Annotated in this window: 26 protein-coding genes and 1 tRNA gene; 14 read left to right on the top strand and 13 right to left on the bottom strand. The window is 69.9% G+C overall.

Annotation, left to right across the window (positions count from 1 at the left end; genetic code table 11):
• Window positions 1-36 precede the first annotated feature (36 nt).
• Window positions 37-1,206 carry an acyl-CoA dehydrogenase family protein gene (locus ACH5AF_RS18425; RefSeq protein WP_398902674.1) on the top strand — a complete coding sequence of 390 codons (1,170 nt, stop codon included), beginning with the start codon at window positions 37-39 and terminating at the stop codon, window positions 1,204-1,206.
• Between the two features lie 100 nt (window positions 1,207-1,306).
• Here ACH5AF_RS18425 and ACH5AF_RS18420 read toward each other — a convergent pair whose 3' ends face one another.
• The 3 genes from ACH5AF_RS18420 to ACH5AF_RS18410 form a co-directional block, all read right to left on the bottom strand.
• Entirely contained in the window at window positions 1,307-1,651 is a 345-nt protein-coding gene (locus ACH5AF_RS18420; protein ID WP_215182497.1) for a rhodanese-like domain-containing protein, read from the bottom strand.
• A gap of 68 nt (window positions 1,652-1,719) precedes the next feature.
• Window positions 1,720-2,565 carry a hypothetical protein gene (locus ACH5AF_RS18415; RefSeq protein WP_398902673.1) on the bottom strand — a complete coding sequence of 282 codons (846 nt, stop codon included), beginning with the start codon at window positions 2,563-2,565 and terminating at the stop codon, window positions 1,720-1,722.
• 33 nt (window positions 2,566-2,598) lie between these two features.
• Window positions 2,599-4,098 (bottom strand): DUF2252 domain-containing protein, encoded by a 1,500-nt coding sequence (locus tag ACH5AF_RS18410; protein ID WP_398902672.1) that lies wholly within the window; start codon window positions 4,096-4,098, stop codon window positions 2,599-2,601.
• A gap of 483 nt (window positions 4,099-4,581) precedes the next feature.
• Between ACH5AF_RS18410 and ACH5AF_RS18405 the strand changes: the two genes are divergently transcribed.
• From ACH5AF_RS18405 to ACH5AF_RS18390, 4 genes are all read left to right on the top strand, one after another.
• Window positions 4,582-5,097: a hypothetical protein gene (locus ACH5AF_RS18405; RefSeq protein ID WP_398902671.1), complete on the top strand. Its 516-nt coding sequence runs from the start codon at window positions 4,582-4,584 to the stop codon at window positions 5,095-5,097.
• Between the two features lie 83 nt (window positions 5,098-5,180).
• Window positions 5,181-6,023, top strand: coding sequence for a DUF4097 family beta strand repeat-containing protein (locus ACH5AF_RS18400; RefSeq protein WP_398902670.1), 843 nt, complete (start codon window positions 5,181-5,183; stop codon window positions 6,021-6,023).
• Between the two features lie 81 nt (window positions 6,024-6,104).
• Window positions 6,105-7,118 carry an ATP-binding cassette domain-containing protein gene (locus ACH5AF_RS18395; RefSeq protein WP_398902669.1) on the top strand — a complete coding sequence of 338 codons (1,014 nt, stop codon included), beginning with the start codon at window positions 6,105-6,107 and terminating at the stop codon, window positions 7,116-7,118.
• Window positions 7,115-7,906 (top strand): ABC transporter permease, encoded by a 792-nt coding sequence (locus tag ACH5AF_RS18390; RefSeq protein WP_398902668.1) that lies wholly within the window; start codon window positions 7,115-7,117, stop codon window positions 7,904-7,906. The genes ACH5AF_RS18395 and ACH5AF_RS18390 overlap by 4 nt, the downstream gene beginning before the upstream one ends.
• A 314-nt stretch (window positions 7,907-8,220) precedes the next feature.
• On the opposite strand, the gene ACH5AF_RS18385 is transcribed toward ACH5AF_RS18390, so the two are convergent.
• Window positions 8,221-8,307 (bottom strand) — tRNA-Leu (locus ACH5AF_RS18385).
• A gap of 337 nt (window positions 8,308-8,644) precedes the next feature.
• Here ACH5AF_RS18385 and ACH5AF_RS18380 point away from each other — a divergent pair.
• The 6 genes from ACH5AF_RS18380 to pknB all read left to right on the top strand — a co-directional run bounded on the left by ACH5AF_RS18380 (window position 8,645) and on the right by pknB (window position 16,736).
• The gene (locus ACH5AF_RS18380; protein WP_398902667.1) at window positions 8,645-9,484 is read left to right on the top strand and encodes an FhaA domain-containing protein; all 840 of its coding nucleotides are present in this window, start codon (window positions 8,645-8,647) and stop codon (window positions 9,482-9,484) included.
• Between the two features lie 10 nt (window positions 9,485-9,494).
• Window positions 9,495-10,007 carry an FHA domain-containing protein gene (locus ACH5AF_RS18375; RefSeq protein WP_398902666.1) on the top strand — a complete coding sequence of 171 codons (513 nt, stop codon included), beginning with the start codon at window positions 9,495-9,497 and terminating at the stop codon, window positions 10,005-10,007.
• A gap of 141 nt (window positions 10,008-10,148) precedes the next feature.
• Window positions 10,149-11,642 carry a PP2C family protein-serine/threonine phosphatase gene (locus ACH5AF_RS18370; protein ID WP_398902665.1) on the top strand — a complete coding sequence of 498 codons (1,494 nt, stop codon included), beginning with the start codon at window positions 10,149-10,151 and terminating at the stop codon, window positions 11,640-11,642.
• 26 nt (window positions 11,643-11,668) lie between these two features.
• Window positions 11,669-13,096, top strand: a complete 1,428-nt coding sequence (locus ACH5AF_RS18365; RefSeq protein ID WP_398902664.1) for an FtsW/RodA/SpoVE family cell cycle protein — start codon at window positions 11,669-11,671, stop codon at window positions 13,094-13,096.
• A complete protein-coding gene (locus tag ACH5AF_RS18360; RefSeq protein WP_398902663.1) occupies window positions 13,093-14,553 on the top strand; it encodes a peptidoglycan D,D-transpeptidase FtsI family protein in 1,461 nt (486 codons plus the stop codon). Before ACH5AF_RS18365 ends, ACH5AF_RS18360 begins: the two co-directional genes overlap by 4 nt.
• Window positions 14,554-14,720: 167 nt before the next feature.
• The gene (gene pknB / locus ACH5AF_RS18355; protein WP_398902662.1) at window positions 14,721-16,736 is read left to right on the top strand and encodes a Stk1 family PASTA domain-containing Ser/Thr kinase; all 2,016 of its coding nucleotides are present in this window, start codon (window positions 14,721-14,723) and stop codon (window positions 16,734-16,736) included.
• A 185-nt stretch (window positions 16,737-16,921) separates the two neighbouring features.
• Here the strand turns inward: pknB and ACH5AF_RS18350 are convergent, their stop codons facing one another.
• Genes ACH5AF_RS18350 through ACH5AF_RS18325 form a run of 6 tightly spaced genes read right to left on the bottom strand, consistent with a single transcriptional unit; the run spans window position 16,922 to window position 21,386 of the window.
• A complete protein-coding gene (locus ACH5AF_RS18350; protein WP_398902661.1) occupies window positions 16,922-17,599 on the bottom strand; it encodes a class E sortase in 678 nt (225 codons plus the stop codon).
• 39 nt (window positions 17,600-17,638) lie between these two features.
• Window positions 17,639-18,994, bottom strand: coding sequence for a class E sortase (locus ACH5AF_RS18345; RefSeq protein ID WP_398902796.1), 1,356 nt, complete (start codon window positions 18,992-18,994; stop codon window positions 17,639-17,641).
• 5 nt (window positions 18,995-18,999) lie between these two features.
• Window positions 19,000-19,638: an aminodeoxychorismate/anthranilate synthase component II gene (locus tag ACH5AF_RS18340; protein ID WP_398902660.1), complete on the bottom strand. Its 639-nt coding sequence runs from the start codon at window positions 19,636-19,638 to the stop codon at window positions 19,000-19,002.
• Entirely contained in the window at window positions 19,635-19,835 is a 201-nt protein-coding gene (locus ACH5AF_RS18335) for a hypothetical protein (RefSeq protein ID WP_215182577.1), read from the bottom strand. Before ACH5AF_RS18335 ends, ACH5AF_RS18340 begins: the two co-directional genes overlap by 4 nt.
• 31 nt (window positions 19,836-19,866) lie before the next feature.
• The gene (locus tag ACH5AF_RS18330; RefSeq protein WP_398902795.1) at window positions 19,867-20,568 is read right to left on the bottom strand and encodes a class E sortase; all 702 of its coding nucleotides are present in this window, start codon (window positions 20,566-20,568) and stop codon (window positions 19,867-19,869) included.
• A gap of 50 nt (window positions 20,569-20,618) precedes the next feature.
• A complete protein-coding gene (locus ACH5AF_RS18325) occupies window positions 20,619-21,386 on the bottom strand; it encodes a DUF881 domain-containing protein (RefSeq protein ID WP_398902659.1) in 768 nt (255 codons plus the stop codon).
• A gap of 140 nt (window positions 21,387-21,526) precedes the next feature.
• On the opposite strand from ACH5AF_RS18325, the gene crgA reads away from it, so the two are divergent.
• Window positions 21,527-21,784, top strand: a complete 258-nt coding sequence (gene crgA, locus ACH5AF_RS18320) for a cell division protein CrgA (protein ID WP_398902658.1) — start codon at window positions 21,527-21,529, stop codon at window positions 21,782-21,784.
• A 261-nt stretch (window positions 21,785-22,045) separates the two neighbouring features.
• On the opposite strand, the gene ACH5AF_RS18315 is transcribed toward crgA, so the two are convergent.
• Together ACH5AF_RS18315 and ACH5AF_RS18310 are read right to left on the bottom strand one after the other, a co-directional pair.
• Entirely contained in the window at window positions 22,046-22,942 is an 897-nt protein-coding gene (locus tag ACH5AF_RS18315; protein ID WP_398902657.1) for a rhomboid family intramembrane serine protease, read from the bottom strand.
• Between the two features lie 96 nt (window positions 22,943-23,038).
• Complete coding sequence (locus ACH5AF_RS18310) at window positions 23,039-23,572, bottom strand: peptidylprolyl isomerase (RefSeq protein WP_398902656.1); 534 nt, start codon at window positions 23,570-23,572, stop codon at window positions 23,039-23,041.
• Between the two features lie 273 nt (window positions 23,573-23,845).
• Here ACH5AF_RS18310 and ACH5AF_RS18305 point away from each other — a divergent pair, with 273 nt between their 5' ends.
• Window positions 23,846-24,526: a DUF5324 family protein gene (locus ACH5AF_RS18305; protein ID WP_398902655.1), complete on the top strand. Its 681-nt coding sequence runs from the start codon at window positions 23,846-23,848 to the stop codon at window positions 24,524-24,526.
• Between the two features lie 55 nt (window positions 24,527-24,581).
• Here ACH5AF_RS18305 and ACH5AF_RS18300 read toward each other — a convergent pair whose 3' ends face one another.
• Window positions 24,582-25,085, bottom strand: a complete 504-nt coding sequence (locus tag ACH5AF_RS18300; RefSeq protein ID WP_398902654.1) for a DUF6344 domain-containing protein — start codon at window positions 25,083-25,085, stop codon at window positions 24,582-24,584.
• Window positions 25,086-25,568: 483 nt separating this feature from the next.
• On the opposite strand from ACH5AF_RS18300, the gene ACH5AF_RS18295 reads away from it, so the two are divergent.
• The gene (locus tag ACH5AF_RS18295) at window positions 25,569-26,510 is read left to right on the top strand and encodes an NtaA/DmoA family FMN-dependent monooxygenase (protein ID WP_398902794.1); all 942 of its coding nucleotides are present in this window, start codon (window positions 25,569-25,571) and stop codon (window positions 26,508-26,510) included.
• Window positions 26,511-26,522 lie beyond the last annotated feature (12 nt).

The raw sequence follows: 26,522 nt of genomic DNA, 5'->3' as shown, positions 1-26,522 counted from the left end.
TGCCGTTGTGCCAGTGCGTACGGGAGGGACGGGACAGTGGACTTCACCTTCACCGAGGAGCAGCAGGCGGCCGTCGAGGCAGCACGAGCCGTCCTGTCGGGCGTGGCGCCCGATGCGGTGCCGAGCCCGGCGCTGACCGCGGGTGCGGTGGCCGAGGAGTTCGACCGCGCCGTGTGGGCCGCTCTCGCGGGGGCGGATCTGCTCGGCCTGGTCCTGCCCCCGGAGCACGGCGGCGCGGGGCTCGACCCCATAGCCCTGTGCCTGGTGCTGCGCGAGTCGGCGAAGGTGCTGGCCAGGGTGCCCCTGCTGGAGACGAGTGCGGTCGCCATGGCGGTGGCACGCCACGGCAGCCCCACGCTGTGCGCCGAGATCCTCCCCCGGGTCGGCCGTGGAGAACTGGTTCTCACCGTCGGGGCCAACGGCCGCACCGGCCACGACCTCGCGGAGCTGGCCGTGACCGCACGCCGGGCCGAGGGGAAGGATGGCGGCTGGGTCCTCGACGGGCTACAGACGGGCGTGCCCTGGGCCCCGTGCGCGGACCGCATCGCCGTGCCCGCGCACACCGATGACGGCCGTGTGCTGTTCGCCCTGGTCTCCCCGGCCCACGAGGGACTCACGCTCGCCGAGCAGATCTCCACCAACGGCGAACGGTACGCAGAGGTCGCTCTGGACTCCGTACGCGTCGACGCGGCTGACGTGATCGACGCGAACGGCGCCTGGGAGTGGCTTCGCCACCTGCTGACGACGGGTACCTGCGCCCTGGCGCTCGGGCTCGGCGAAGCGGTGCTGACCATGACGAGCCGATACACGGCACAGCGCGAACAGTTCGGGTTCCCCGTGGCGACGTTCCAGGCGGTCGCCGTCCAGGCGGCTGACCGCTACATCGATCTGCGCGCCATGGAGGCCACCCTGTGGCAGGCCGCCTGGCGCCTCACGGAGCCGGAGGAGACCGGCGCGTCCGGCACGGCGTCAGGAGGAACGCTTCCCGTCGCCGCCGATGTGGCGGTGGCCAAGATCTGGGCGTCCGAGGGGGTGCGTCGCGTGGTGCAGACGGCACAGCATCTGCACGGCGGCTTCGGCGCGGACACGGACTACCCGCTGCACCGCTTCCATGCCTGGGCCAAGCAGCTGGAACTGTCCCTCGGCCCGGCCGCCGCCCACGAAGAGGCGCTCGGCGATCTGCTCGCCGCCCATCCACTCGGCTAGCCGCCGCCCCGCCGGCGGGGCGGCAAGGAGTCCGACCTCGCCGGGCGACCCGGCCGCCGCGGCAGCCGCCGGTGGCCAGGTCAATTCCACGCTGCCCTGGTCAGAGCACGAAGGCAGGGGCACCGTTCTCGGTCACCATCGGACGGCCCGCGCCGTCCCAGGCGAGCATGCCACCGTCGATGTTCACCGCGTCGATGCCCTGCTGCACCAGGTACTGGGTCACCTGGGCGGACCGGCCGCCGACCCGGCACATCACATAGGCGCGGCGCCCGTCCGCCACCGCCTCGGTGACCTCGCCGAAGCGGGCCACGAAGTCACTCATCGGTACGTGCAGCGCACCCTCGACATGACCGGCCGCCCATTCGTCGGCCTCACGGACGTCCAGCACCAGACCGTCGGCCGGTACCGCCGCGGCGTCCACGGAGGGGAGCGGGGCGAAGTTCATGGGGCAATGCCTTCTCTCGTACGGGTACAGCGGACCTGCCGGCCGCTTGGCGGGGGCCTTGAGGAAACCTAGTCCACCAGGCCCGCCAGTTCCTTCTCCCGCTCGGCGACCTGCGCGAGCAGTTGTTCGGCGATCTCGTCGAGCAGCGTGTCGGGGTCGTCGGGCGCCATCTTCAGCATCGCGCCGATGGCGCTCTCCTCCAGCTCCTTGGCCACCCTGGTGAGCAGCTCCTTGCGCTGCGCGAGCCACTCCAGGCGCGCGTAGAGCTCCTCGCTCTCGCTGAGCTGCAGCTCCGGTGCCACCGGCCCCGCCTCCCACTCCGCGGCCAGCTCCCGCAGCCGGTCCGCGTCACCGAGGCCGTAGGCGGCGTTCACCCGGGCGATGAACTCGTCACGCCGTGCCCGCTCCGTCTCGTCCTGCGCCAGGTCTGGATGCGCCTTGCGGGCGAGCTCCCGGTAGAGCTTGCGGGCCTCTTCGCTGGGCCGCACGCGCCTGGGGGCCCGCACCGGCTGTTCGGTGAGCATCGCGGCGGCCTCCGGGGACAGGCCGTCACTGTCCATCCAGCCGTGGAACAACTCGTCCACACCCGGCATGGGAAGCACCATGGCCCGGGCCTCCTGTGCCTTGCGCAGATCCTCGGGGTCACCGCTGCGCGCGGCCCGCGCCTCGGCGATCTGCGCGTCCAGCTCGTCCAGCCGCGCGTACATCGGCCCGAGCTTCTGGTGGTGCAGCCGGGAGAAGTTCTCCACCTCCACCCGGAACGTCTCCAGCGCGATCTCGAACTCGATCAGCGCCTGCTCGGCCACCCGCACCGCGTTCGCCAGCCGGGCCTCGGGCCTCGGCTGTGCGTCCTGGTGCGCGTCGCGCTCTTCGTCGTTCCGGGAGGTCGGTCCACCGGCGGCTTCCTGGGTCACCCGTCCAGACTACGGGCGCACCGGGGCGGCCGGTCACACCCCCAGCTCGGCGGCTGTCCGACCGCTCTTGACCGCGGCCAGCAGATCCGCGTGGTCGGCCTCGGTCCGGTCCGCGTAAGCGACGGCGAAGGACGCGACGGCCTCGTCGAACTCCTCGCTCTTGCCGCAGTAGCCCGCCAGGAGCCGCGGGTCGGCACTGTGGGCGTGCGCCCGCGCCAGCAGCGCGCCGGTCATCCGCCCGTAGTCGTCGACCTGGTCGGGGGCCAGAGCGGCAGGGTCCACGCTGCCCTTGCGGTTGCGGAACTGCCGCACCTGGAACGGCCTGCCGTCCACCGTCGTCCAGCCGAGCAGGATGTCGCTGACAACCTGCATCCGCTTCTGACCGAGGACCACGCGCCGGCCTTCGTGGTCCACCGGCCGCACCGGGAAGCCGACGGCAGGCAGATACGGCTCCAGCGCCGAAGCGCGCGCCTCCTTCACCTGCAGCACCAGCGGATCGCCCCGGTGATCGAGCAGCAGCACCACGTACGACCGGGTACCGACGCTGCCGGTGCCGACGACACGGAAGGCGACATCGTGGATCGCGTACCGCGCGAGCAGCGGCAGCCGGTCCTCGGACACCGTGGACAGGTACGGGCCGAGGGAGGCGGCGACAGCCGCCGCCTCCGCGTCCGGAACCCGCCGCAGCACCGGCGGTGCGTCCACGAAGCGGCGGCCCGCATCGCCGCCCTCGTCGGTCACCGGCTCCGTGGACCTGGCGGCGAAGCGGGCGCTGGTGTTGTTGCGGGCCTTCGCGGCGACACGCTCCAGCGTGCCCAGCAGGTCCCGCGCGTCCGTGTGCGAGACGAGTTCCTCGTCGGCGATGGCGTTCCACGCGTCCAGCGCGGGCAGCTTCGCCAGCAGCCGCATGGTGCGCCGGTAGGCGCCGACGGCATCGAAGGCGGCCGCCCGGCAGACGTCCTCGTCCGCCCCCGCCACCCTCCCGGCCAGTACCAGCGACACCGCCAGCCGCTTGACGTCCCACTCCCACGGGCCGACGACTGTTTCGTCGAAGTCGTTCAGGTCGATGACGAGCCGCCCGCGGGCGTCCCCGTAGAGGCCGAAGTTCGCGGCGTGCGCGTCGCCGCAGATCTGGGCACCGACCCCGGTCACAGGAGTGCCCACCAGATCGTGTGCCATCAGTCCTGCCGAGCCGCGCAGGAACGCGAACGGGGAGGCCGCCATCCTTCCCACTCGTATGGGAGTGAGCTCGGGCACTCGGCCCCGGCTGGACTCCTCCACCGCCCGCACGGCGTCCGGGCGATCGGTGGTGAGAACGAGCGCGTCGTGCCCGGAGCGCGGCACGCGCGCCCGCAGCACCTTGCCGAGCTCCTTCGGCGAGCCGCCGGGCTGCCCGGCCGCCCTTCCCCTCGCCGCCGTGCGCGGCGCGAATCCGGGTACGTCTGGAATGCGCCCCCCGGCCACCACATCCACGGCATCGGCCGCGCCGTCCTCCGGCCACTGCGCGGGCACCAACATCCCGGCCTCGTTCATGCCGCTGCCTCCCCCGGCGTCGTACACCCTCAACATCAACTGCCCAGACCGTACCGCCGGGCCACGACGGCCGTCTGCCCCTGTGGACAACCATGTCCACAGGCCCTGGCGGGGAGCGCCAAGGAGCCACAGCAGTGGGCCCGACCGCCGCGGCATCTTCGAGCCCGACGCCCGCCGGTTCATCGCCGAAACCCTCGCGCACGACGACGCCCTCAACATCATCGCCAGCCGTCGCCAGGCCGGGCCGACGGCCCGGCGGGCACGCCTGGCAGCACATGACGCCGGGTGGCACGACTTAGCGCCACCCGGTGCCATCCTTGCGCCATTCCAGTGCCCACAAAAGCGAATGGGCACGCATGGCGCCACGGTGACCTAGATCGCTGGTCCGTGTTTCCGCAGCTCAGGCGCCTTAGTAAAGGATCACTGCCAGGTGAGGTGCCACCCGGCTTGCATGTGACGCCATTACGGTGCCATGATGGCGTCATGGACCTCACTCCGTATGTGGACACCCTCCGCCGCGAACTCGCGGTGGCCGCCGAAGCCGGCGGGGACGATGCCCGCGAGCTGGCCGAGCGGCTCAGCGCTCCTCTGGAGTCGGCGACCCGCCTGACCATGCTCCACGTCCTCTCCGCCGCGATGGACGAGATCACCCGTGAGCTCGCCCCCGGCTCGGTCGACGTACGGCTGCGCGGGCTGGACCCCGATTTCGTGGTGACGCTGCCGCCCGCCGACGGCGGCCCCGACGAAGCGGCCGCGCCCGTCGAACCGCTCAAGGCGCCGGCGCCCGCCGACGGCGACGAGGGCGGCACCGCCCGCGTCAACCTGCGTCTGCCGGCCCACCTCAAGGCCCGCGCCGAGGAGGCCGCGAGTCGCGAGGGCCTCTCGGTCAACGCGTGGCTGGTACGGGCCGTGTCGGCCGCGGTCGACGGCGGCACGCGGCCGGGCCCGACGCAGAAGACCCAGACCATCGGACAGAGCATCACGGGGTGGGTGCGCTAGCCGCACCCCCACCCCGCACCACTTCACCCACACCGCGTCCCACCAGCGGGGACGTCTTGAAGACCCAAGAGGACGGGACAGCCATGCCTTCTTTCGACACTCCCCAACCGATCTCGGTCACCGCGCACGTGGAGGCCGGTTCCATCCGGTTCACCGCGTTCGACCGCCTCGACACCGTCGTCGAGGTGCGGCCCCGCGACCCGCAGAAGGAGCTGGACGCGCGGGCGGCCGAGCAGACCGAGGTCACGTGCGTGAGCGGCGTACTGACCGTCAGGACGCCCAAGTCCAATCTGTTCGGCCGCACCGGCACCGTCGACGTGGCGGTCGCACTGCCCACCGGCTCGCGCATCGACATGACCGGCGCCTGGGCCCAGGTGCTCGGCGAGGGCCGGCTCGGCGAGCTCCGCGTGAAAACCTCTTCCGGCGACGTCCGCCTCGACACGACCGGCCCGCTGCACCTGAAGGCGTCGCACGGCTCGATCACCGTGGACCGGGTCCAGGGCATGGCCGAGATCACCACCAGCTCCGGCAGCCTGCGCGTCGGCCTCGTCGACGGCCCCGCCGTCCTGAAGAACTCGCATGGCACCACGACCGTCGGCACCGCGACCGGCGAGCTGCGGGTGAGCGGCGCCAACGGCGACATCGAGATCCGGCGCGCCGAGGACTCGGTCACCGCCACCACCGCCCACGGCACCCTGCGCGTCGGCGAAGTGGCCCGCGGCACCGTCCAGCTGGAGACCTCACACGGCGCCATTGAGGTCGGCGTCCGCGAGGGCACGGCCGCCTGGCTCGACGTCAGCTCGGGCTCCGGCCAGGTGCGCAACACGCTCACCGCGTCCGAGGCCCCGGAAGAGACCGAGGACATCGTCAAGATCCGCGCCCGCACCCGGTACGGCAACATCGACGTCCTCCGCGCCAAGGCCTGACCCCACAAGAGCCGACCCCAGCTCAGCCACTCCGCAAGTCACTTCATCCTTCGAACGGGAGGGTCCATGCCTTCTTTTGTCATGCCCACATCCATACGGGGTGACGGTGGTCCGCAGTCGCCCGCCGCCGTCTCCACCGTCGGCCTGCGCAAGTCCTACGGCGACAAGACCGTGCTCGACGGCATCGATCTGCGTATCCCGGCCGGCTCCGTCTTCGCGCTGCTCGGCCCGAACGGCGCCGGCAAGACCACCACCGTGCAGATCCTGTCCACGCTCATCACCGCCGACGGCGGGCAGGCTCAGGTCGCGGGCCACGACGTCGCCACCTCTCCGGACGGGGTGCGCGCCGCGATCGGCGTCACCGGGCAGTTCTCCGCCGTCGACGGGCTGATCACCGGCGAGGAGAACATGCTCCTCATGGCCGACCTGCACCACCTGTCCAAGCGCGAGGGGCGGCGCGTCACCGCCGAGCTGCTGGAGCGCTTCGACCTGGTCGAGGCCGCGAAGAAACCCGCCCAGAGCTACTCCGGCGGCATGAAGCGCCGCCTGGACATCGCCATGACGCTGGTCGGCGACCCCAGGATCATCTTCCTCGACGAGCCGACCACCGGCCTCGACCCGCGCTCCCGGCACAACATGTGGCGGATCATCCGCGAGCTGGTCTCCGACGGCGTGACCGTCTTCCTCACGACCCAGTATCTGGAGGAGGCCGACGAGCTCGCCGACCGCATCGCCGTGCTGAACGACGGCAAGATCGCCGCCCAGGGCGCCGCCGAGGAACTCAAGCGGCTCATCCCCGGCGGACACGTCCGGCTCCGCTTCGCCGACCCGGCCGCGTACCAGAGCGCCGCCGTCGTGCTGCGCGAGGTCACCCGGGACGACGAGGCGCTGGCGCTGCAGATCCCCAGCGACGGCAGCCAGCGCGAGCTGCGCTCCCTCCTCGACTGGCTGGACGCCGCCGGCATCGAGGCCGACGAGCTGACCGTGCACACCCCCGACCTCGATGACGTGTTCTTCGCCCTGACCGGCAGCACCGTGCCGAGCCGGCCCAACCAGCCCAACCAGCCCAACCAGCCCAAGGAGGACGTCCGATGAGCTCCCTCTCCCTCGCCGTACGCGACTCATCCACGATGCTGCGGCGCAACCTGCTGCACGCACGGCGCTACCCGTCCCTGACCCTGAACCTGCTGCTGACGCCGATCGTCCTGCTGCTGCTGTTCGTCTACATCTTCGGCGACGTGATGAGCGCGGGCATCGGCGGCGGCGGCGAAGATCGATCCGAGTACATCGCCTACCTCGTCCCGGGCATCCTGCTGATGACCATCGGCGGCACCACGGTCGGGACCGCGGTGTCCCTCTCCAACGACATGACCGAGGGCATCATCGCCCGCTTCCGCACGATGGCGATCCACCGCGGTTCCGTGCTCATCGGACACGTCATCGGCAGCGTGCTGCAGGCGATCACCAGCGTGGTTCTCGTCGGTGCCGTCGGCGTGGCCATCGGCTTCCGCTCCACGGATGCCACGTTCCTGGAGTGGATCGCGGCGTTCGGGCTGCTCGCGCTGTTCGCCCTGGCGCTCACCTGGATCGCGGTCGGGATGGGCATGGTCAGCCCGAACGCCGAGGCGGCCAGCAACAACGCGCTGCCGCTGATCTTCCTGCCGCTCATCTCCAGCACCTTCGTCCCGGTCGACGCGATGCCGGGGTGGTTCCAGCCGATCGCCGCGTACCAGCCGTTCACGCCGGCCATCGAGACCCTGCGCGGCCTGCTGCTCGGCAGCGAGATCGGCCACAACGGGTGGCTCGCGATCGCCTGGTGCCTGGGCCTGGCGGCGCTCGGCTACCGCTGGTCGAAGGCGGTGTTCAACCGCGACCCGAAATGACCGCGCGGACTGCCTCCCGCAGCTCGTCCCGCCCGGGGGCGGCGTGCCCCGACACCGCGTCGGCGTACGCCGCCCCGCCGGCGTTCACAGCTGAGCGGAGGCTCTGCGTGCGTCGATCCCTCCCTCCGACGGCCGGCCCCAACCCCCGAAGATCTTGAAAAAGCAGACACGTTACGGGCGCCACGGAGCGGGTCCTCCCGCGTGCTGGCCGCGACACATGACGCAGCCCCGGCGCCGCTGCGGCCGCCGGGGCTGTCGATCAACGAGAAACGGGCCCCCACCAAGACTTTCGTCCGGTGGAGACCCGTCTCCTGTGGTGCGCGAGGGGGGAGTTGAACCCCCACGCCCTTGCGGGCACTGGAACCTGAATCCAGCGCGTCTGCCTATTCCGCCACCCGCGCATTGGGTGCTGTCGTCGGGTGCTTCACCGGCTCGGTGCCTGCCCCCTGGCGACATGCAGAAGATTAGCACGGTGCACAGGGTGGCTTCACATCCGTTGTTTCGGAGCCCCGCGGAGCGAACAGGGAACGGAGCGAGCGGCAAGGGAACGGAAGGCGACCTCCCCCCACTCCTCCTGGATGTACTCCGGGTGCGGGACACTGTTCAGAGGCCGCCTCTACGATCCGTGTGAGAGGTGACACTCATCGACGGGGCAGACAAGGGGAACCAGCCGATTTCCCGACGCGTGGATACGATCAGTAAGCAGTACCAGGACGACAACGACGGAGGAGGTGCCCCATGGGAGTCCTGAAGCGTTTTGAGCAGCGCCTCGAAGGCTTGGTCAACGGCACCTTCGCCAAGGTGTTCAAGTCCGAGGTCCAGCCCGTCGAGATCGCGGGCGCCCTCCAGCGGGAGTGCGACAACAATGCGACGATCTGGAACCGCGAGCGGACGGTCGTCCCCAACGACTTCATCGTCGAGCTCAGCGCGCCCGACTTCGAGCGTCTGAGCCCGTACTCGGGCCAGCTCGGCGACGAGCTGTCCGGCCTCGTCCGCGACTACGCCAAGCAGCAGCGCTACACCTTCATGGGTCCCATCAAGGTGCACCTGGAGAAGGCGGACGACCTCGACACCGGTCTGTACCGGGTGCGCAGCCGCACTCTGGCGTCGAGTACGTCACAGAGCTCTCCCGGCCCCGCGGCAGCACAGCAGGGCGCCCCGCGCGGTGGCTACGGCTACCCGCCGGCGGGCGCCCCGCCCATGCCCGTCGCACCGCCGCCCGGCACGGCCGGCGACCGGCGCCCCGGCCCCGCGGCCGGCCAGCGCGCCCCGGTTCCCGGCGCCATGCCGAGCGCACATGTACGACGCTGGATCGAGATCAACGGCACACGCCATCAGATCTCCCGCCCGACGCTGGTGCTGGGTCGCAGCACCGACGCCGATGTGCGGATCGACGACCCCGGCGTATCGCGCCGGCACTGTGAGATCCGGACCGGAACGCCCTCGACGATCCAGGATCTCGGGTCCACCAACGGCATCGTGGTGGACGGGCAGCACACCACCCGCGCTACGCTCCGCGACGGCTCGCGGATCGTCGTGGGCAGCACCACCATCGTTTACCGGCAAGCCGAAGGGTGAAGCGGGGGCAATGTCAGAGCTGACCCTGACGGTCATGCGGCTAGGTTTCCTGGCCGTTCTGTGGCTGTTCGTGATCGTGGCCGTCCAGGTCATCCGCAGCGATCTGTTCGGAACGCGCGTCACGCAGCGCGGCTCACGCCGCAATGCGGACGCCCGTCCCCAGCAGGCGCGCCAGGCCGCTGCGCCGCCGCAGCAGCGTCAGCAGGCGGGCGGCCGCCAGCGCAGAGGGGCACCCACGAAGCTGGTCGTCTCGGAGGGCACCCTCACGGGCACCACCGTCGCCCTCCAGGGCCAGACGATCACCCTGGGCCGGGCGCACGACTCCACCATCGTGCTGGACGACGACTACGCCTCCAGCCGGCATGCCAGGATCTACCCCGATCGAGACGGCCAGTGGATCGTCGAGGATCTCGGGTCCACCAACGGCACCTATCTCGACCGGACCCGGCTCACCACCCCGACACCGATTCCGCTGGGCGCGCCGATCCGCATCGGCAAGACCGTCATCGAGCTGCGGAAGTAGTACGAAAATGAGCGAGCGGAGCGAGCGAGCCGCAGCGGTCCCCACGGGCGACCGGCACGGGCTCCCGACCGGAGGGTGGGCAGTGTGGCTCGAGACCGGCTGGCGCGACAAACGCCTGGCGAGCCGACGGGCGAGGTGCGCATGAGTCTTTCTCTGCGTTTCGCCGCCGGATCGCACAAGGGCATGATCCGCGAGGGCAACGAGGACTCCGGTTACGCCGGCCCCCGCCTCCTTGCCATCGCGGACGGCATGGGCGGCCAGGCCGCCGGCGAGGTCGCCTCCTCCGAGGTCATCTCCACGCTCGTGACGCTCGACGACGACGTGCCCGGCTCGGACATCCTCACCTCGCTCGGCACCGCCGTGCAGCGGGCCAACGACCAGCTGCGGCTGATGGTCGAGGAGGATCCCCAGCTCGAAGGCATGGGCACCACGCTCACCGCACTGCTGTGGACCGGTCAGCGCCTCGGCCTCGTCCATGTCGGCGACTCCCGCGCGTACCTGCTGCGCGACGGCGTGCTGACCCAGATCACACAGGACCACACCTGGGTGCAGCGGCTCGTCGACGAGGGCCGCATCACCGAGGAAGAGGCCACCACCCACCCGCAGCGGTCCTTGCTGATGCGCGCGCTGGGCAGCGGCGACCATGTCGAGCCCGACCTCTCCATCCGCGAGGTCCGCGCCGGCGACCGCTACCTGATCTGCTCCGACGGCCTGTCCGGCGTCGTCTCCCACCAGACGATGGAGGAGACGCTCGCCAGCTACCAGGGGCCGCAGGAGACCGTTCAGGACCTGATCCAGCTCGCCCTGCGCGGCGGCGGACCCGACAACATCACCTGCATCGTCGCCGACGTCCTCGACACCGATTCCGGTGACACGCTCGCCGCACGGCTGAGCGACACCCCGGTCGTCGTCGGCGCGGTCGCCGAGAACCAGCACCAGCTGAACGACGGCGGCGCGATGCAGACCCCGGCCGGCCGCGCGGCGGGCCTCGGCCGTCCCTCGGCACCCCCGGCTCCGGGCGGGAGCTTCGGCCCGCCCGGCTCCGGCGACGGATACGGCGGCATGCCCCCGGAGGGCTCCTTCGGGTCCTTCACCGACGACGACTTCGTCAAGCGCGGCGGCCGCAAGTGGCTGAAGCGGTCGTTCCTGATGGTCCTCGCGCTCGCGGTCGTGGGCGGCGGGCTCTACGGCGGTTACCGCTGGACCCAGACCCAGTACTACGTGGGATCGAACGACGAGCACGTGGCGCTCTACCGGGGCATCAGCCAGGATCTCGCGTGGGTCTCGCTCTCGGCGATGGAGAAGGACCACCCCGAGATCGAACTCAAGTACCTACCGCCCTACCAGCGCAAGCGGGTGGAGGCGACGATCACCGAGGACAACCTCGGCAAGGCCCGGGCAAAGATCGACGAGCTCGCCCGCCAGGCCACCGCCTGCAAGAAGGACGAGCAGCGCCGCGAGGCGGCCGACCGCGCCAGCACCCCGCCGCCCGGCACGGGCGACGCCGAGGCCGAAGACACGGCCGGGACGCCCACCACCCAGAACGCCAAGACCAAGCCGACAGCCGCTCCCTCTCCGGGTCCCACCCTCTCGGAGGAGGAGCAGAAGCTGGCCTCGAACTGCGGCAAGCAGTAACAGGGCCGTAGGGGGCCTTCTCCACCATGAGCGTTGTCACCAACACGACCACGATCGGTGCGATCGACGCACCGAGCCGACGGAACACCGAGCTGATGCTGCTCGGGTTCGCCGTCGCGATTCCGGTGTTCGCCTACCTCAACGTCGGGCTCGCTCTCGACGGCGAGGTGCCTACGGGCATGCTCGGCTACGGGCTCGGCCTGGGTCTGCTCGCAGGCGTCGCCCACCTCGTGGTGCGGAAGTTCGCCAAGTACGCGGACCCGCTGCTGCTGCCGCTGGCGACGCTGCTGAACGGTCTCGGCCTGGTGCTCATCTGGCGGCTCGACCAGTCGCCCCGGCTGCTGGCGCGCAGCGACTTCGCTCCGCAGGCCACCAACCAGCTGATGTACTCGGCGCTCGGCATCGCGCTGTTCGTCGGTGTCCTGCTGGTCCTGAAGGACCACCGCATCCTGCAGCGGTTCACGTACATCTCGATGGCGGCGTCCATCGTCCTGCTGCTGCTGCCGCTGGTGCCGGGGCTCGGAACACCGATCTTCGGCGCCAAGATCTGGATCAGAGTCGGCGGATTCTCCATCCAGCCCGGTGAGTTCGCGAAGATCGTCATCGCGGTCTTCTTCTCCGGGTACCTCATGGTCAAGCGCGACGCCCTCGCGCTCGCCAGCCGTCGGTTCATGGGTCTGTACCTTCCGCGCGGCCGCGACCTCGGTCCGATCATCACGATCTGGGCCATGAGCCTGCTGATCCTGATCTTCGAGAACGACCTCGGTACGTCACTGCTCTTCTTCGGCATGTTCGTGGTCATGCTGTACGTGGCCACCGAGCGGACCAGCTGGATCGTCATGGGTCTGCTGATGTCCATGGCCGGCGCGGTCGTCGTGTCCCAGTTCGCGAGTCACGTCCAGGCCCGTGTGGCCGCCTGGCTCGACCCCTTCGAGTGCCTGGAGACCGCGGAGCCGGGCACCAGCACGGCCTTTGCCTGCGACCAGATGACACAGGTGCTGATGTCGTTCGGCGCCGGAGGAACCCTCGGCACCGGCTGGGGCCAGGGCAACTCCGACCTGATCGCCTTCGCCGCGAACTCCGACTTCATCTTCGCCACGGTCGGCGAGGAGCTGGGGCTGGCCGGTGTGATGGCCTTCCTGCTGCTGTACGGCCTGATCATCGAGCGCGGTGTACGGACCGCGCTGGCGGCCCGCGACCCGTTCGGCAAGCTGCTGGCGATCGGTCTGTCCGGTGCCTTCGCCCTCCAGGTCTTCGTCGTCGCCGGCGGTGTGATGGGCCTCATCCCGCTGACCGGTATGACGATGCCGTTCCTCGCGGCCGGTGGTTCGTCCGTCATCGCCAACTGGGCCCTGATCGGCATCCTGATCCGTATCAGCGACACCGCACGCCGTCCCGCGCCCTCGCCCGCCCCGTCACCCGACGCCGAGATGACCCAGGTGGTCCGACCGTGAACAAGCCCCTGCGCCGGATCGCGATCTTCTGCGGACTCCTCGTCCTCGCCCTGATGATCAGGGACAACTGGCTCCAGTACGTCCGGGCCGACGAGCTGAACGCCAACAAGAAGAACAAGCGCGTCGAGATCGAACGCTACGCGCACGAACGCGGCAACATCATCGTCGACGGCAAGGCGATCACCGGCTCGGTCGAGACGGACGACGAGTACTACAGGTACAAGCGGACCTACACGGACGGGCCCATGTGGGCTCCGGTGACCGGATACGCCTCGCAGGTCTTCGGCGCCAACCAGATCGAGAAGCTCCAGGACGGCATCCTCAGCGGCAACTCCGACCAGCTCTTCTTCGACCGCACGATGGCGATGTTCACCGGCGACAAAAAGAAGGGCGGCAACGTCGTCACCACCCTCAACGGCAAGGCCCAGAAGGCCGCGTTCGAGGGTCTCGGCGACAAGAAGGGCGCTGTCGCGGCGATCAACCCGAAGACCGGCGAGATCCTCGCCCTCGCCTCCACGCCGTCCTACGACCCGTCCTCGTTCGCCGGCCGTCTGAAGAAGGACGGGGAGGCGTGGACGTCACTGACCAAGGACAGTGACAAGCCGATGCTCAACCGCGCGCTCCGCGAGACCTACCCGCCCGGTTCGACGTTCAAGGTGGTCACGGCCGCGGCTGCCCTGGAGTACGGCGCGATCGACGACATCGACGCCCCGACCGAGACCCCGGAGCCGTACATCCTGCCGGGCACCCGGACGCCGATGGAAAACCACGCCAGCGGCTGCGAGAACGCCAGCCTGAACGAGGCGATGCGGGTCTCCTGCAACTCCGTCTTCGCCAAGCTCGGCGACGACGTGAGCCGGGACAAGATGGTCGAGATGGCGGAGAAGTTCGGCTTCAACAACGCGGAGATCGACACCCCGGTCCGTGCCTCGGCGTCCGTCTACGACAAGGAGATGAACCGGGACGGCAACGCGCAGTCCTCCATCGGCCAGTTCAACACTGCGGCCACCCCGCTCCAGATGGCCATGGTCGCGGCGGCGATCGCCAACGACGGCAGGCTGATGAAGCCGTACATGATCGACAAACTGGTCTCCCCGAACCTGGACACCATCCAGCAGAACGACCCGGAGGAGATGAGCCGTCCGCTCTCGCAGAAGAACGCGCAGCTCCTCCAGCAGATGATGGAGAACGTGGTCGAGAGCGGCACCGGCAGCCGTGCGGCGATCAACGGCGTGAAGGTCGGCGGCAAGACCGGTACGGCCCAGCACGGTGAGAACAACAGCAAGAACCCCTACGCCTGGTTCATCTCGTACGCCAAGGACGACAACGGATCCCCCGTCGCCGTCGCTGTCGTCGTCGAGGACAGCAAGGCCCGCCGCGACGACATCTCCGGTGGTGGCCTCGCGGCTCCCATCGCCAAGGCCGTGATGGAGGCGGTGCTCGACCAGCAGGAGTGACCAGGATCACTCCCGACCCGCATACCTGCACATTGCGATACCGGTCGGGTATCAGCATTCGCTCCCGGGCGGATCACGCAGTAGGTGCCCGGTAGCCTTTGCGCGAACAGCACACCGGCGGACCACACACGGGTGCGGTCGGGACTGACGGAGAGGGCTGGAAGGTTATGGAAGAGCCGCGTCGCCTCGGCGGCCGGTACGAACTGGGCTCGGTGCTCGGCCGTGGTGGCATGGCCGAGGTCTACCTCGCCCACGACACCCGGCTCGGCCGTACCGTCGCCGTGAAGACGCTGCGGGCCGACCTGGCCCGCGACCCGTCCTTCCAGGCCCGGTTCCGCCGTGAGGCCCAATCGGCCGCCTCGCTCAACCACCCGGCGATCGTCGCTGTCTACGACACCGGCGAGGACATGGTGTACGACAACGCCTCCGGCGGTGGCGCCGGGGTGTCGATCCCGTACATCGTCATGGAGTACGTCGACGGGTCCACCCTGCGCGAGCTGCTGCACTCGGGCCGCAAGCTGCTGCCCGAGCGCACCCTGGAGATGACGATCGGCATCCTCCAGGCCCTTGAGTACTCGCACCGCAACGGCATCGTCCACCGCGACATCAAGCCGGCGAACGTCATGCTGACGCGCACCGGCCAGGTCAAGGTCATGGACTTCGGCATCGCCCGCGCGATGGGCGACTCCGGCATGACCATGACGCAGACCGCGGCCGTCATCGGCACCGCGCAGTACCTCTCTCCGGAGCAGGCGAAGGGTGAGCAGGTCGACGCCCGCTCCGACCTGTACTCCACCGGCTGCCTGCTCTACGAGCTCCTCACCGTGCGCCCGCCGTTCGTGGGCGACTCCCCGGTGGCCGTGGCGTACCAGCACGTACGGGAAGAGCCGCAGCCGCCCAGCAACTTCGACCCCGAGATCACGCCCGAGATGGACGCGATCGTGTTGAAGGCCCTGGTCAAGGACCCCGACTACCGCTACCAGTCGGCCGACGAGATGCGTGCCGACATCGAGGCGTGCCTCGACGGCCAGCCGGTCGCGGCGACGGCGGCGATGGGTGCCGTCGGCTACGGCGGCGGCTACGGCCCCGACGACCAGCCGACGACGGCGCTGCGCCAGGCCGACCCGGCCGGCCAGACCTCGATGTTGCCCCCGGTGAACCCGGACGACGGCGGCTACGGCGGTTACGACGACCGCCCGGACCGCAGACGCCAGAAGAAGTCGAGCACCTCGACGATCCTGCTGGTCGTCGCGGGCATCCTGGTCCTGATCGGCGCGGTACTGATCGGCCGGTCGATCTTCGGTGACAGCGGCGGCGCCAACAACGTGCCCGTGCCCCAGCTGGTGGGCATGACCCTGGACGAGGCGAAGAACCGCGGCGAGAACGCCAAGGTCGAGGTACAGGAGTCCGGTACCCAGCGCTGCGACCAGCCCAAGGGCAGGATCTGCACCCAGAATCCCGCGTCCGGCGAGATCCCCGAGGGCAGCATCGTCACCGTGGTCGTCTCGGAAGGCGCGCCCAAGGTGAAGGTCCCCGATGTCGTCGACAAGGACGTCGAGTCGGCGACCGAGCTCCTGGAGGAGGACGGCTTCGAGGTCGACGTCAAGGAGGTCGAGTCCGCCGAGGAGGACCCGGGGACGGTCCTGGAGCAGAACCCGCCCGGCCGGAGCATGGCCGAGAAGGGCACCGAGGTCACCCTGACGGTCGCCAAGCAGGCCAAGGAGAACCTGCCGAACGTGGTGGGCCGCCAGTTCGACGCGGCGAAGGTGCAGCTGGAGCTGGCCGGGTTCGAGGTGGTCCGCAGCGACGTCGACTCCAATGAGCCGGCGAACCAGGTCGTCGCCCAGGACCCGCAGCCGGGTCTGGTGGCCAAGGGCTCGAAGGTGACGCTCCAGGTCTCCAAGGGCCCGCAGCAGACCCAGGTCCCGGTGCCCGGGATCGTGGGGAAGCGGGTCGGCGAGGCCAAGCAGATGCTGGCGCAGGCCGGATTCACGAGCGTCCAGTTCGCCGAGGGCAGCAGCTCGGACGACAACGCCCTCGTGGTCGCGTCCAACCCGCCGCCGGGCACACCGGCCGACCCGGCCACCACGACGGTCCTTCTCCAGACGATCGGCGGGGACGGCGGCAACGGCGGCAACGGCGGTGACGGCGGCGGCTTCCTCGGCGGCAACGATGGCGACTGACGCCCTACCGGAACGGTCTGCCTGACCGGCCTTCCCGACCGGCGGAATGCCCCGGCACCCACCCAAGGGTGCCGGGGCATTCCCATGCCGTGCGGCCCGTCCGGCCCGGGCAGCCCAGAACCGCCGGGCCGCCCAAAGCCGTCGGCAGCCCAGAACCGCCGGGCCGTCGAAGACCGCCGGGCCGGCTAGCGCAGCTCCGCCGGCGGCGTCCGCTTCGCGTCCACCTTCTCCGTGCGCTCCAGCTCGCCCCAGACGATGTACCGGTAGTCGGACGTGTAGACCGGCGTGCACGTCGTCAGCGTGATGTAGCGGCCCGCCTTCTGCTTGCCCGACTCCTCCGGGACCGGCTTCAGCACCTCCACGTTGTACTTCGAGGTCTTCGGGAGCGTCTTGTAGACCTTGTAGATGTACCAGGTGCCCTTCGTCTCGAAGACGATCGGATCGCCGGCGCGCAGCCTGTGGATGTTGTGGAACTTGGCGCCGTGGCCGTCGCGGTGCGCCGCCAGCGTGAAGTTGCCCTTGTCGTCCCAGGGGAGCGCCGACTTGATCGGTTCGGTGTAGTAACCGGCGACGCCGTCGTTGAGGGCATCGGTCTCCGTGCCCTTCTTGACCAGCACCTCGCCGTTGTTCATGGCGGGTACGTGCAGGAACCCGATGCCGTCCCTGGTGTCCAGCTCACCCGGGCCGCTGTTCGACCAGCCGTCGCGCATCCGGTCGCCCTGTGCGGAGGCCTCGCGGTCGGCGAGGACGTTCGTCCACCACAACGAGTAGACGACGAAGAGCCCCAGCACCACGCCCGCGGTGATGAGCAGCTCGCCGAAGACGCTGATGGCGCCGGCGATCCGGCCTCGTGCACGTGCCACTGCACCTGTTCCTGTCCTGAAGTGTCTCGGCCGACGTCATCAGCCGACGAGTGCGTCGGGTTTGCCCTTGCTGCGCGGCCGTTCCTCGACCATCTTGCCCCACACGATCATGCGGAAGGTGCTGGTGAATTCGGGCGTGCAGGTCGTCAGCGTGATGTACCGGCCAGGCCGGGTGAAGCCTGAGCCGGGCGGCACGGGGCCGATCACGCTGACGTTCGACGGCGGGGTCTGCGGCAGGATGCTCGCCATCTCGTACGTGTAGTAGGTGTCCTGCGTCTCGACGACGATGGGGTCGCCGGGCTCCAGGCGATTGATGTAGCGGAATGGTTCGCCGTGGGTGTTGCGGTGGCCGGCGACCGCGAAGTTGCCCTGCTTGTCCTGGGGCATCGCGGTCTTGAGCTTGCCCTCGCTGTAGTGGCCCACCATGCCGCGGTCCAGCACGCCGTGCTTGTCGATACCTTCGGCGATGGGGACGACGACGTCCAGTTTGGGGATGTACATGATGGCGAAGCCCTGACCCGGTTCGAAGGCATCGGGCTTGCGTCCGTTGGCCCAGTCGTCCTGGATCCTGTTCGCCGCCTTGTCGGCCTGCTGTCCGGCCAGCACGTTCGTCCACCACAGCTGATAGGTGACGAACAGCAGCATCAGCACGCCGAAGGTGATGAACAGCTCGCCGATCGCCCGGCTGGCGATGACCGCCGGGCTGTCCTTGGCCGCCTTGGCAGCACGCCGGGCCTCGACCCTGGAGAGCGGCTTCGCCGGCTCGGCGGGCGTCTTCGCTGCCTCGGGAGCGGCACGTCTGCGGCCCTTGCCCTTCGCCGCCCTGCGCCGCTCGGCCCGGCCGGGCCCCGGCGGCGCCTCGGCCGCGCGGCGCGTGTCGGACGTGCGCAGCGCCACCGTCTCGTCGTCGGGCACGAGGACGGTGGGGGGCCGGGCCTGCCCTGACGCCTCCGTGACGGGCGCCATCGCTTCGGCAGCCGGTGTATCGGGCACCGGTGGAACGGGCACCGGTGGAACGGGCACCGGTGAATCGGGCACCGGTGAATCGAAGACGGCCGTCCGCGCCGCGGGCTGTTCGCTCCGGTGCCGGCCCTGCTGCCGGGTCACCGGGCCATCCGACGGCAGGCGGTAGGAGTCCGGTTCCGGCTCGCCCGCGGCCCCCTGGCCGTACCAGTCCTGCCGGTACCCCTCGCGGTCGTACCAGTCGACCGGGTCCCCGGACAGCGGTTCCGTGTACGGCGTCGCGGGCGGGGGCTGCTCCTCCTGCCCGGCAGCGATGTCCGATGCCCGGGGCCGCGGGGCAGCGTGCTCGCCCGATGGCAAGGGGTCCGTCAGTGGGTCGTAGCCCCCGCCGCCGAACTGCCGCCCGTGCTCCTGCCCATGCCCGGGGCGCACGGCGCTCACGCCAGTGCCTTGCCCACCACCGGTGCGAGACCTGCCGAACGCCCCACGGCTCCGGCGTCGCCGCACTGCTCCAACCAGTTGGCGAGCATCAGATGCCCGTGCTCGGTCAGAACCGACTCGGGGTGGAACTGCACGCCCTCGACGGGCAGTTCACGGTGGCGCAGGCCCATGATGATGCCGTCGGCCGTACGCGCGGTCACCTCCAGCTCGGCCGGCAGCTCCGCGGGCTCGGCGGCCAGCGAGTGGTAGCGCGTCGCCGTGAACGGCGACGGCAGTCCGGCGAAGACACCCTTGCCCCCGTGGGAGACCAGGGAGGTCTTGCCGTGCAGCAGCTCGGGCGCGCGGTCGACCACACCGCCGTACGCGACCGCCATCGACTGCATGCCCAGGCAGACGCCGAAGACGGGCACGCCGGTGGACGCGCAGTGGCGCACCATGTCGATGCAGACACCGGCCTGTTCGGGCGCGCCGGGGCCGGGGGAGAGCAGCACGCCGTCGAAGCCGTCCTGCGCGTGCTCCAGGGACACCTCGTCGTTGCGCACCACTTCGCACTCGGCGCCCAGCTGGTACAGGTACTGCACGAGGTTGAAGACGAAGCTGTCGTAGTTGTCGACGACGAGGATGCGTGCGCTCATCGGGCCGTCCCCTCTCCGTCGACCGTCACATCGTTGAACGGGAGCAGCGGCTCCGCCCACGGGAAGACGTACTGGAACAGCACGTAGACGACCGCCAGGACCAGCACGAGCGAGATGAGCGCCCGCACCCATGCGTTCCCCGGCAGATGCCGCCAGATCCAGCCGTACATGCCGTCCCTTTCCGTTCGGTACGGCACCAGACTAAAGGGCGGCGAGGGTGGGGGTGGGTCAGCTGTGGAAAGCTCGCGGTTTGCCCTCGGTCACAGGCTCCGTCGTATCGAGGTGGGCCCAGACGACGAGCCGGTGGCTGCTGCCCCACTCCGGCTCGCACGTGGTCAGCGTCAGATAGCGGCCCGGCCCGTCCAGTCCCGCCGCGCCCGCCTCGACCGGGTCGGGCACGGGGGCGATGACGCCGACGTCGGTGGGGAGCGTGCGGTACGGCGTTCGCACGATCCGGTACGTGAACCAGGTCGTCCCGTCCGTCAGCACGACGGCGTCCCCGGCGCGTAGCCGCGGCACGTCCTTGAAGGGGTCGCCGTAGGTGCGGCGGTGGCCGGCGACCGCGAAGTTGCCCTGCTCGCCCGGAGCCGCGGTCCCAGCGTAGTGCCCGAGACCCTTCTTGAGGACCCCCGGGCCCGTGCCCTCGAGGACCGGCCAGTCCCAGTCCTTCCCGAAGCGGGGAATGTACATGACCGCAAACGGCTTCCCGGGCTCGTACGCCCTGGGGGCGGGCGGCCGCGTGGGGCGGGGGGCGGGCATGGCCACGGGCGCCTCGGCCCAGCTCTCCCGCAGCCGGTCGATCTGTCCGTCCGTCGCGCCCTCGGCCTCGATGCCGGTCCAGAACAGCACGTACACGACGAACAGCACGATCACGGTGCCCGCGGTGACGCACAGTTCGCTGAAGGTCCGTACGAGCAGCCGCACCCTCACGTGCACCCCCAGGCTCCACCGACCGGGCGGCACCCGCCGGCGGCCGAGGGCTACCCGGCGGGCTTCGCGTAGTGGAGATCCACTGTGCCCGAGTAACCGGGAAGAGTCACCCGCTCGTCCTCGTCCACTTTCCAGCCGAGGCCGTAGGCCTCCACGTACAGCTGGTAGTTCTGGATCGCGGGGGACTTGGCCAGCGCCTTCTTGAGGGCTTCCTGGTCACCGACAGCGGTGATCTTGTAGGGCGGGGAGTAGACGCGGCCCTGGAGGATCAGCGTGTTGCCCACGCACCGTACGGCGCTGGTGGAGATCAGCCGCTGGTCCATGACCCTGACCCCCTTGGCCCCGCCCTGCCACAGCGCGTTGACCACGGCCTGCAGGTCCTGCTGGTGGATGACCAGGTCGTTGGCCTGGGGCTCGGGATAGCCCGGGGCGGCCTGTGCGTTCGGCGGGGCGTCGTCGAGGGTGACGCTCACGGCCTCGCCGCTCAGCTTCTCGGTGCCCGCGGACGCCTCCAGGGCCGTGAGCTCGGCGTCCTCCGCCTCCGTGGCGCCATTGTCGCGCTGGGCGAGGGCGTCGACGTCCTCCCGTACGGCGGCGGTGGACTCCTCGAGGTCGCCGTTGTCCGCGCTGCGCTGCCTGATCAGGTCGGAGAGTTTCAACAGGGAGTCGTCGGTGCGCAGATCCGTGCCCTTGGCGGCGTTGAAACTGGTTACGAAGATCAACCCGGCGAGGGCGAAGACGGCAGCCGTGAGCAGCCGGACAGGCCGCCACTCGGTGCGGCGAACCGGCCCTTGCGGAGAGTCGGCAGAATTGCTCAACGTACCCTTATCTCCTTCGGCACCGCGGAAGCACTACGCTAACGGACGCCCGGGGGATCAGTGGTCCCCCTCGCGCCGGCCCCGGCGCCAGCCACAGTTACCTGCGCGGTCACGCAAGCGCATCGACAGGAGAGTCCCTCGTGCCGAAGTCACGTATCCGCAAGAAGGCCGACTTCACGCCGCCGCCGGCCTCGAAGCAGTCCACGAACATCAAGCTCACCAGTCGCAGCTGGGTCGCCCCGGTGATGCTCGCGTTGTTCCTGATCGGACTCGCCTGGATCGTTCTCTTCTACGTGACCGAGGGCGATCTGCCGATCCAGAGCTTCGGGAACTGGAACATCGTCGCGGGCTTCGGGTTCATCGCCGCGGGCTTCGGCGTCTCCACCCAGTGGAAGTAGCGTCCGCGCGTCGGCGTCAAGCTCTGCCCTGAGGTTATCCACATGGTTGTCCACAGTCAGGGGAAAAGGTCAGACGATCTGTGGATAACTCTCCGGGCGTTGACGCCGATGTGACTGCTTCGGCCATGCCGGTGAAGCGAACGGCCCCTCGCTCCGACTGGGAATCCCCAGGTCACTGGCGAGGGGCACGCTTGTTCCCCACGGCGTGCACAAGATCCGACACACGCTGTGGACAACTTTGGGGAAAGGTGCCGCTCCGGGTCATGTGAGCGCGGCGGTCCGCGCCAGCGCGATCCCGACGGAGACCAGCAGGACGAGCGCGCACGTACCGAACTGCACCAGGGTGCGCCGCTTGCCCTGCGGGGCGTGGACCATGCCGTAGGCGATGGCGGCGCCGGCGACGAGACCGCCGACGTGGGCCTGCCAGGCGATGCCCGGCGCCACGAAGGTGATCACGAGGTTGATCGCCAGCAGCGCCAGGATGGGGCGCATGTCGTAGCGCATCCGGCGCATCAGGACGATGGTGGCCCCGAACAGCCCGTAGATGGCGCCTGAGGCGCCGAGGGAGCCGACATTGGGCTCGGCGATGAGATAGGTCAGCGCACTGCCGGCGAGCCCGGAGATCAGATAGAGCGCAAGGAAACGCGCGCGTCCCAGCGCCTGTTCCAACGAGCCGCCGAGCCACCACAGCAGGAGCATGTTGAAGAAGATGTGCCACACCTCCTGGTGCAGGAACACCGAGGTCAGCAGGCGGTACCACTCGCCATCGCCCGCCACTCCCACCGGCTCACCCTGATCGAGGGCGTCCCCGATCAGGGTGAGCCGATGGATGAACTGCTCCCCCAGCGCGAGCCCCACGACGTACACCGCGAGGTTGATCGCCAGCAGCACCTTCGTCACCAGCCGCGGATCCGCCACCACCGTTCCGCCAGCGATCGTCCGCGGCCTGCTCGCGTCCGGGGCGTGCCCCGTGCCCGAGCCGGTACGCACGCAGTCCGGGCACTGGAAGCCGACCGACGCGCTGATCATGCAGTCCGTGCAGATCGGCCGCTCGCAGCGGGCGCAGCGGATGCCCGTCTCACGGCCCGCATGCCGGTAGCACGCCGGCAGGCCATGGGTGTCCTGCGGCTCCTGCGGACTGCCTGGCGCCTGGTCCATGAGGTCCCCTCGTCCTTCTGGGCTCGCGCGACATCGCCCTGCCCATCCTTACGGACGGCCAGGGCGAAAAGGTTCCCGTACGGGAATCCCGCGGGATCAGCCCTCGCGCTTCTCCACGACGACCGACTCGATGACGACGTCGTTGAGCGGGCGGTCGGTGCGCGGGTTGGTCGGGGTGGCGACGATGGCGTCCACGACCTTCTTGCCTGCGTCGGTCGCGACCTCGCCGAAGATGGTGTGCTTGCGTGTCAGCCACGCGGTCGGCGACACGGTGATGAAGAACTGCGAGCCGTTGGTGCCCGGGCCGGCGTTGGCCATGGCCAGCAGATACGGCTTGTTGAAGGACAGTTCCGGGTGGAACTCGTCGGCGAACTCGTAGCCCGGGCCGCCCGTGCCGTTGCCCAGCGGGTCGCCGCCCTGGATCATGAAGCCGCTGATCACACGGTGGAAGACGGTGCCGTCGTACAGCTTGTCCGTGGACCTCTTGCCGGTGGCCGGGTGGACCCATTCGCGCTCGCCGGTCGCGAGTTCGACGAAGTTCTTCACCGTCTTGGGCGCGTGGTTCGGCAGAAGCCGGATCTCGATGTCGCCTTGGTTGGTCTTCAGGGTGGCGTACAGCTGCTCGGCCACGGTCTGCCTTCCGTAAGTCTTCTCTGACGTCCCCCGATCCTCGCACGGCAGGACCACGTACACGGAAAAGCAACCGGGTGGCCGTCGCGCCGGTGCGCAGTGCAGGGAGAGGTGGCAGGGTCGTCCGCATGGGCCCGACATGACCCGGATGCCCGCCCCGGGTGCCGGGGGAGCGCTCAACAGGCATGATTTTCAATCGGGTGGAAAGGCGGAACTGTGCCCAACTGGGGATAAACCCCAGTCCCCCAGAACGCCACCGAGGAGGAGGATCCCGTGACCCGCATCGACAGCGTGCGCGCCGCGACCGGTACGGCGAAGGACAGCGTGCGGCACGCCGCGGAAGTGGTGGCGCCCTACGCCGGCACGGCCAAGGAGCAGGCCGCGCACTATGCGCGCGATGCCCGTGTACGGCTCGCGCCGAAAGTCTCGAAGGCCGCTACGCAGGCCCGTGTTCAGTACGGCGCGTACGTGGCGCCGCATGTACCGCCAAAGCTCGACAAGGCAGCGCACCGTGCTGCCGGTCAGGCACGCAAGGCGGCTCGTCAGGCGGCTGACTACACCGTTCCGCGTGTCGGGCACGCGATGGCCGTCGCCCAGCCCGTACGGGAGGAGGCTGCGGCACGTTCCGCAGCCGCGCTGGCCGCGCTGCGCGGACAGGTGACGGCGAAGGAGATCCAGAAGCTTGTGAGGAAGCACGAACGGCGCTCGAAGGCCGGACGTGTCTTCAAGGGTGTCGCACTGGTCGGCGTGCTGGCCGGCGGCGCCTTCGCCGCGTGGAAGTGGTGGGACAAGCAGGCGAACCCCGACTGGCTGGTGGAACCGCCCGCCGCCACGGAGGTCTCCGACCAGGCTCCGCTGACGTCCGTCGACGGCAGCACCAAGGCCGATCTCGATCCCGAGGTCCAGGTGAAGCAGGACGAGGCGGAGTCCGGGGACCGCGACGAAGGTCGCTGACCGCAATCCGTCCTCAAGGGCGACGGCGCCGGGAGAGAAGGACGCTCCCGGCGCCTCACGCCGCTACGGCGTACGCCGTGCGGACGGGGGCGGCAGCCGGGTCACCGGCCGCGGGGTGTGCCGCGCGTGCCACCCGCTGCGAACCGGGTGCGGCGGCCGCGACAGCGGGTGCCGTGCTGACGGCGGACGAGACGGCGGGGACGGCGGCCGCAGAGTCCGCTTCGGTCATGTCGGCGGCGTCGGCTTCGACGGCGGACAGCTGCCGGGTGGCCGGCGAGGCACCGTGTGCCTCGGCACCGATGCGCTGCTTCATCGTCGGCGGCAGCGACCGGCCCCGCGCCGTGGACAGCCAGCGTGTCGGGGCCGCTCTCCTGCTCTGCGCCGGCAGGACCGCGCCGGACACCTGCGAACGGGCCTTCAGGGGCTCGTCGGGCGTCTGTACGGCGGGCTGCGACGTGGCAGCGGCGGCAGTGGCGGTGGTGAGCCCCACCGAGGCAAGCAGTGCGAAGAACGCGGTGACGAACGCGTTCCACAGATTCCTGACCTTGAAGGCGGCCATGACCCCTCACTTTCGGGTTGAGCGCTTTACATACCTTTCTCATGATGTGTACGCATCTCGAGGAGTGTGGGAGCGACGCCGCTCCCGCGCAGTTCTTCGGATGAACACCACCCGTATGGCCCCTCCCGGGTCGCCGTGGGCAGGCAGCACACGGGATGCGCAGTGGACGGCGGTCGTGTAGGCGTGTCTTTCGGCCCTGTCCGGGCACCGAGGCCAGAGGAACCTCGGCCCGGCGCCGCGCCGGCCAGGGGCGACCGGACTCCGGCGCGGCGGTGGAGCGGCGACGCCCCACAGGAATCGCAGCGGAAGGTGAGCACCGCGGCGTCCGTCGGACGGCGCAGTCCGCGGCGGACGGCGGCGGGGCCGGTCCCGGTGCGGCGAGCGAACTCGGCCCGGCCCGTTCGGCCGTCCCGGTTCGTCCGCCGGTGACCGGTCGAATCCGCTGCCCTCGCCCGCACAGCGAGGCACCGGTCCACGACAACCCTGCCCTGCGTATCGCCGCAGTCAGGGGAGTGTCCGACGGCGGACGAGTTCTTCGACGTCGTCACCGGGCTGTGGGACAGCTGGGACGACGACGCCTTCCCGCGGGACAAGGACGGGGGCGTCTTCTACGATCCGGCACGCCGGCACGTACTCGACCACCAAGGCGCTCACTTCCGGGTGCGCGGAGAGCTGAACCTCCGCCGCCCACCCCAGGGTTACCCCGTCGTCGTCCAGGCGGGCTCCTCGGAAGACGGGAAGGAGCTGGCGGCCCGGACCGCCGAGGTCGTCTTCACCGCCCAGTCCGACATCGACAGCGCGCGGGCCTTCTGCCAGGACCTCAAGCGGCGCCTGCCGTCCTACTCCCGGCTGAACGAGGACGTCTTGGTGATGCCCGGTATGTGCCCGTTCATCGGCGCCACGGACCAGGAGGCGCAGGAGAAGTTCGAGGCGTTGCAGGACCTCATCCACCCCCGACTCGGCGTCGCCATGCTGTCCGACCTCGTCGGCGGGTTCGACCTTTCCGGATACGACGTGGACGGGCCGCTGCCCGAGCTACCGCCGTCCAACGGGAACCAGAGCCGACGCGCCCTGATCGAGAAGCTGGCTCGGGACGAGGGCTTGACCATCAGGCAGCTCTACGAACGCATGACGGTCGCCCGCGGCCATCTGGTTCTCATCGGCTCCTACCGAAAGGTCGCCGAAACCATGGCCCGGTGGCTGCGTACCGGCGCGGCCGACGGTTTCAACATCATGCCGTCGTATCTGCCCGGCGGGCTTGATGAGTTCGTCGAGCATGTCGTCCCGGAGCTGCAGAAACTTGGAGTGTACAAGAATTCCTATCGGGACGGCACGCTGCGGACAAAGCTCAATCTCCGCAGGCCACCAGGCCGTTACACCGATGAGCCGACGCATGAGCCGGACGGCATGGCCGAACAGCTGTGACAGGAAGCAAGG

Origin of the sequence: Streptomyces sp. NPDC018833 (genome assembly GCF_044390825.1) — a bacterium.
Classification (GTDB): domain Bacteria; phylum Actinomycetota; class Actinomycetes; order Streptomycetales; family Streptomycetaceae; genus Streptomyces.
This window is presented reverse-complemented; position numbering and strand designations above follow the sequence as displayed.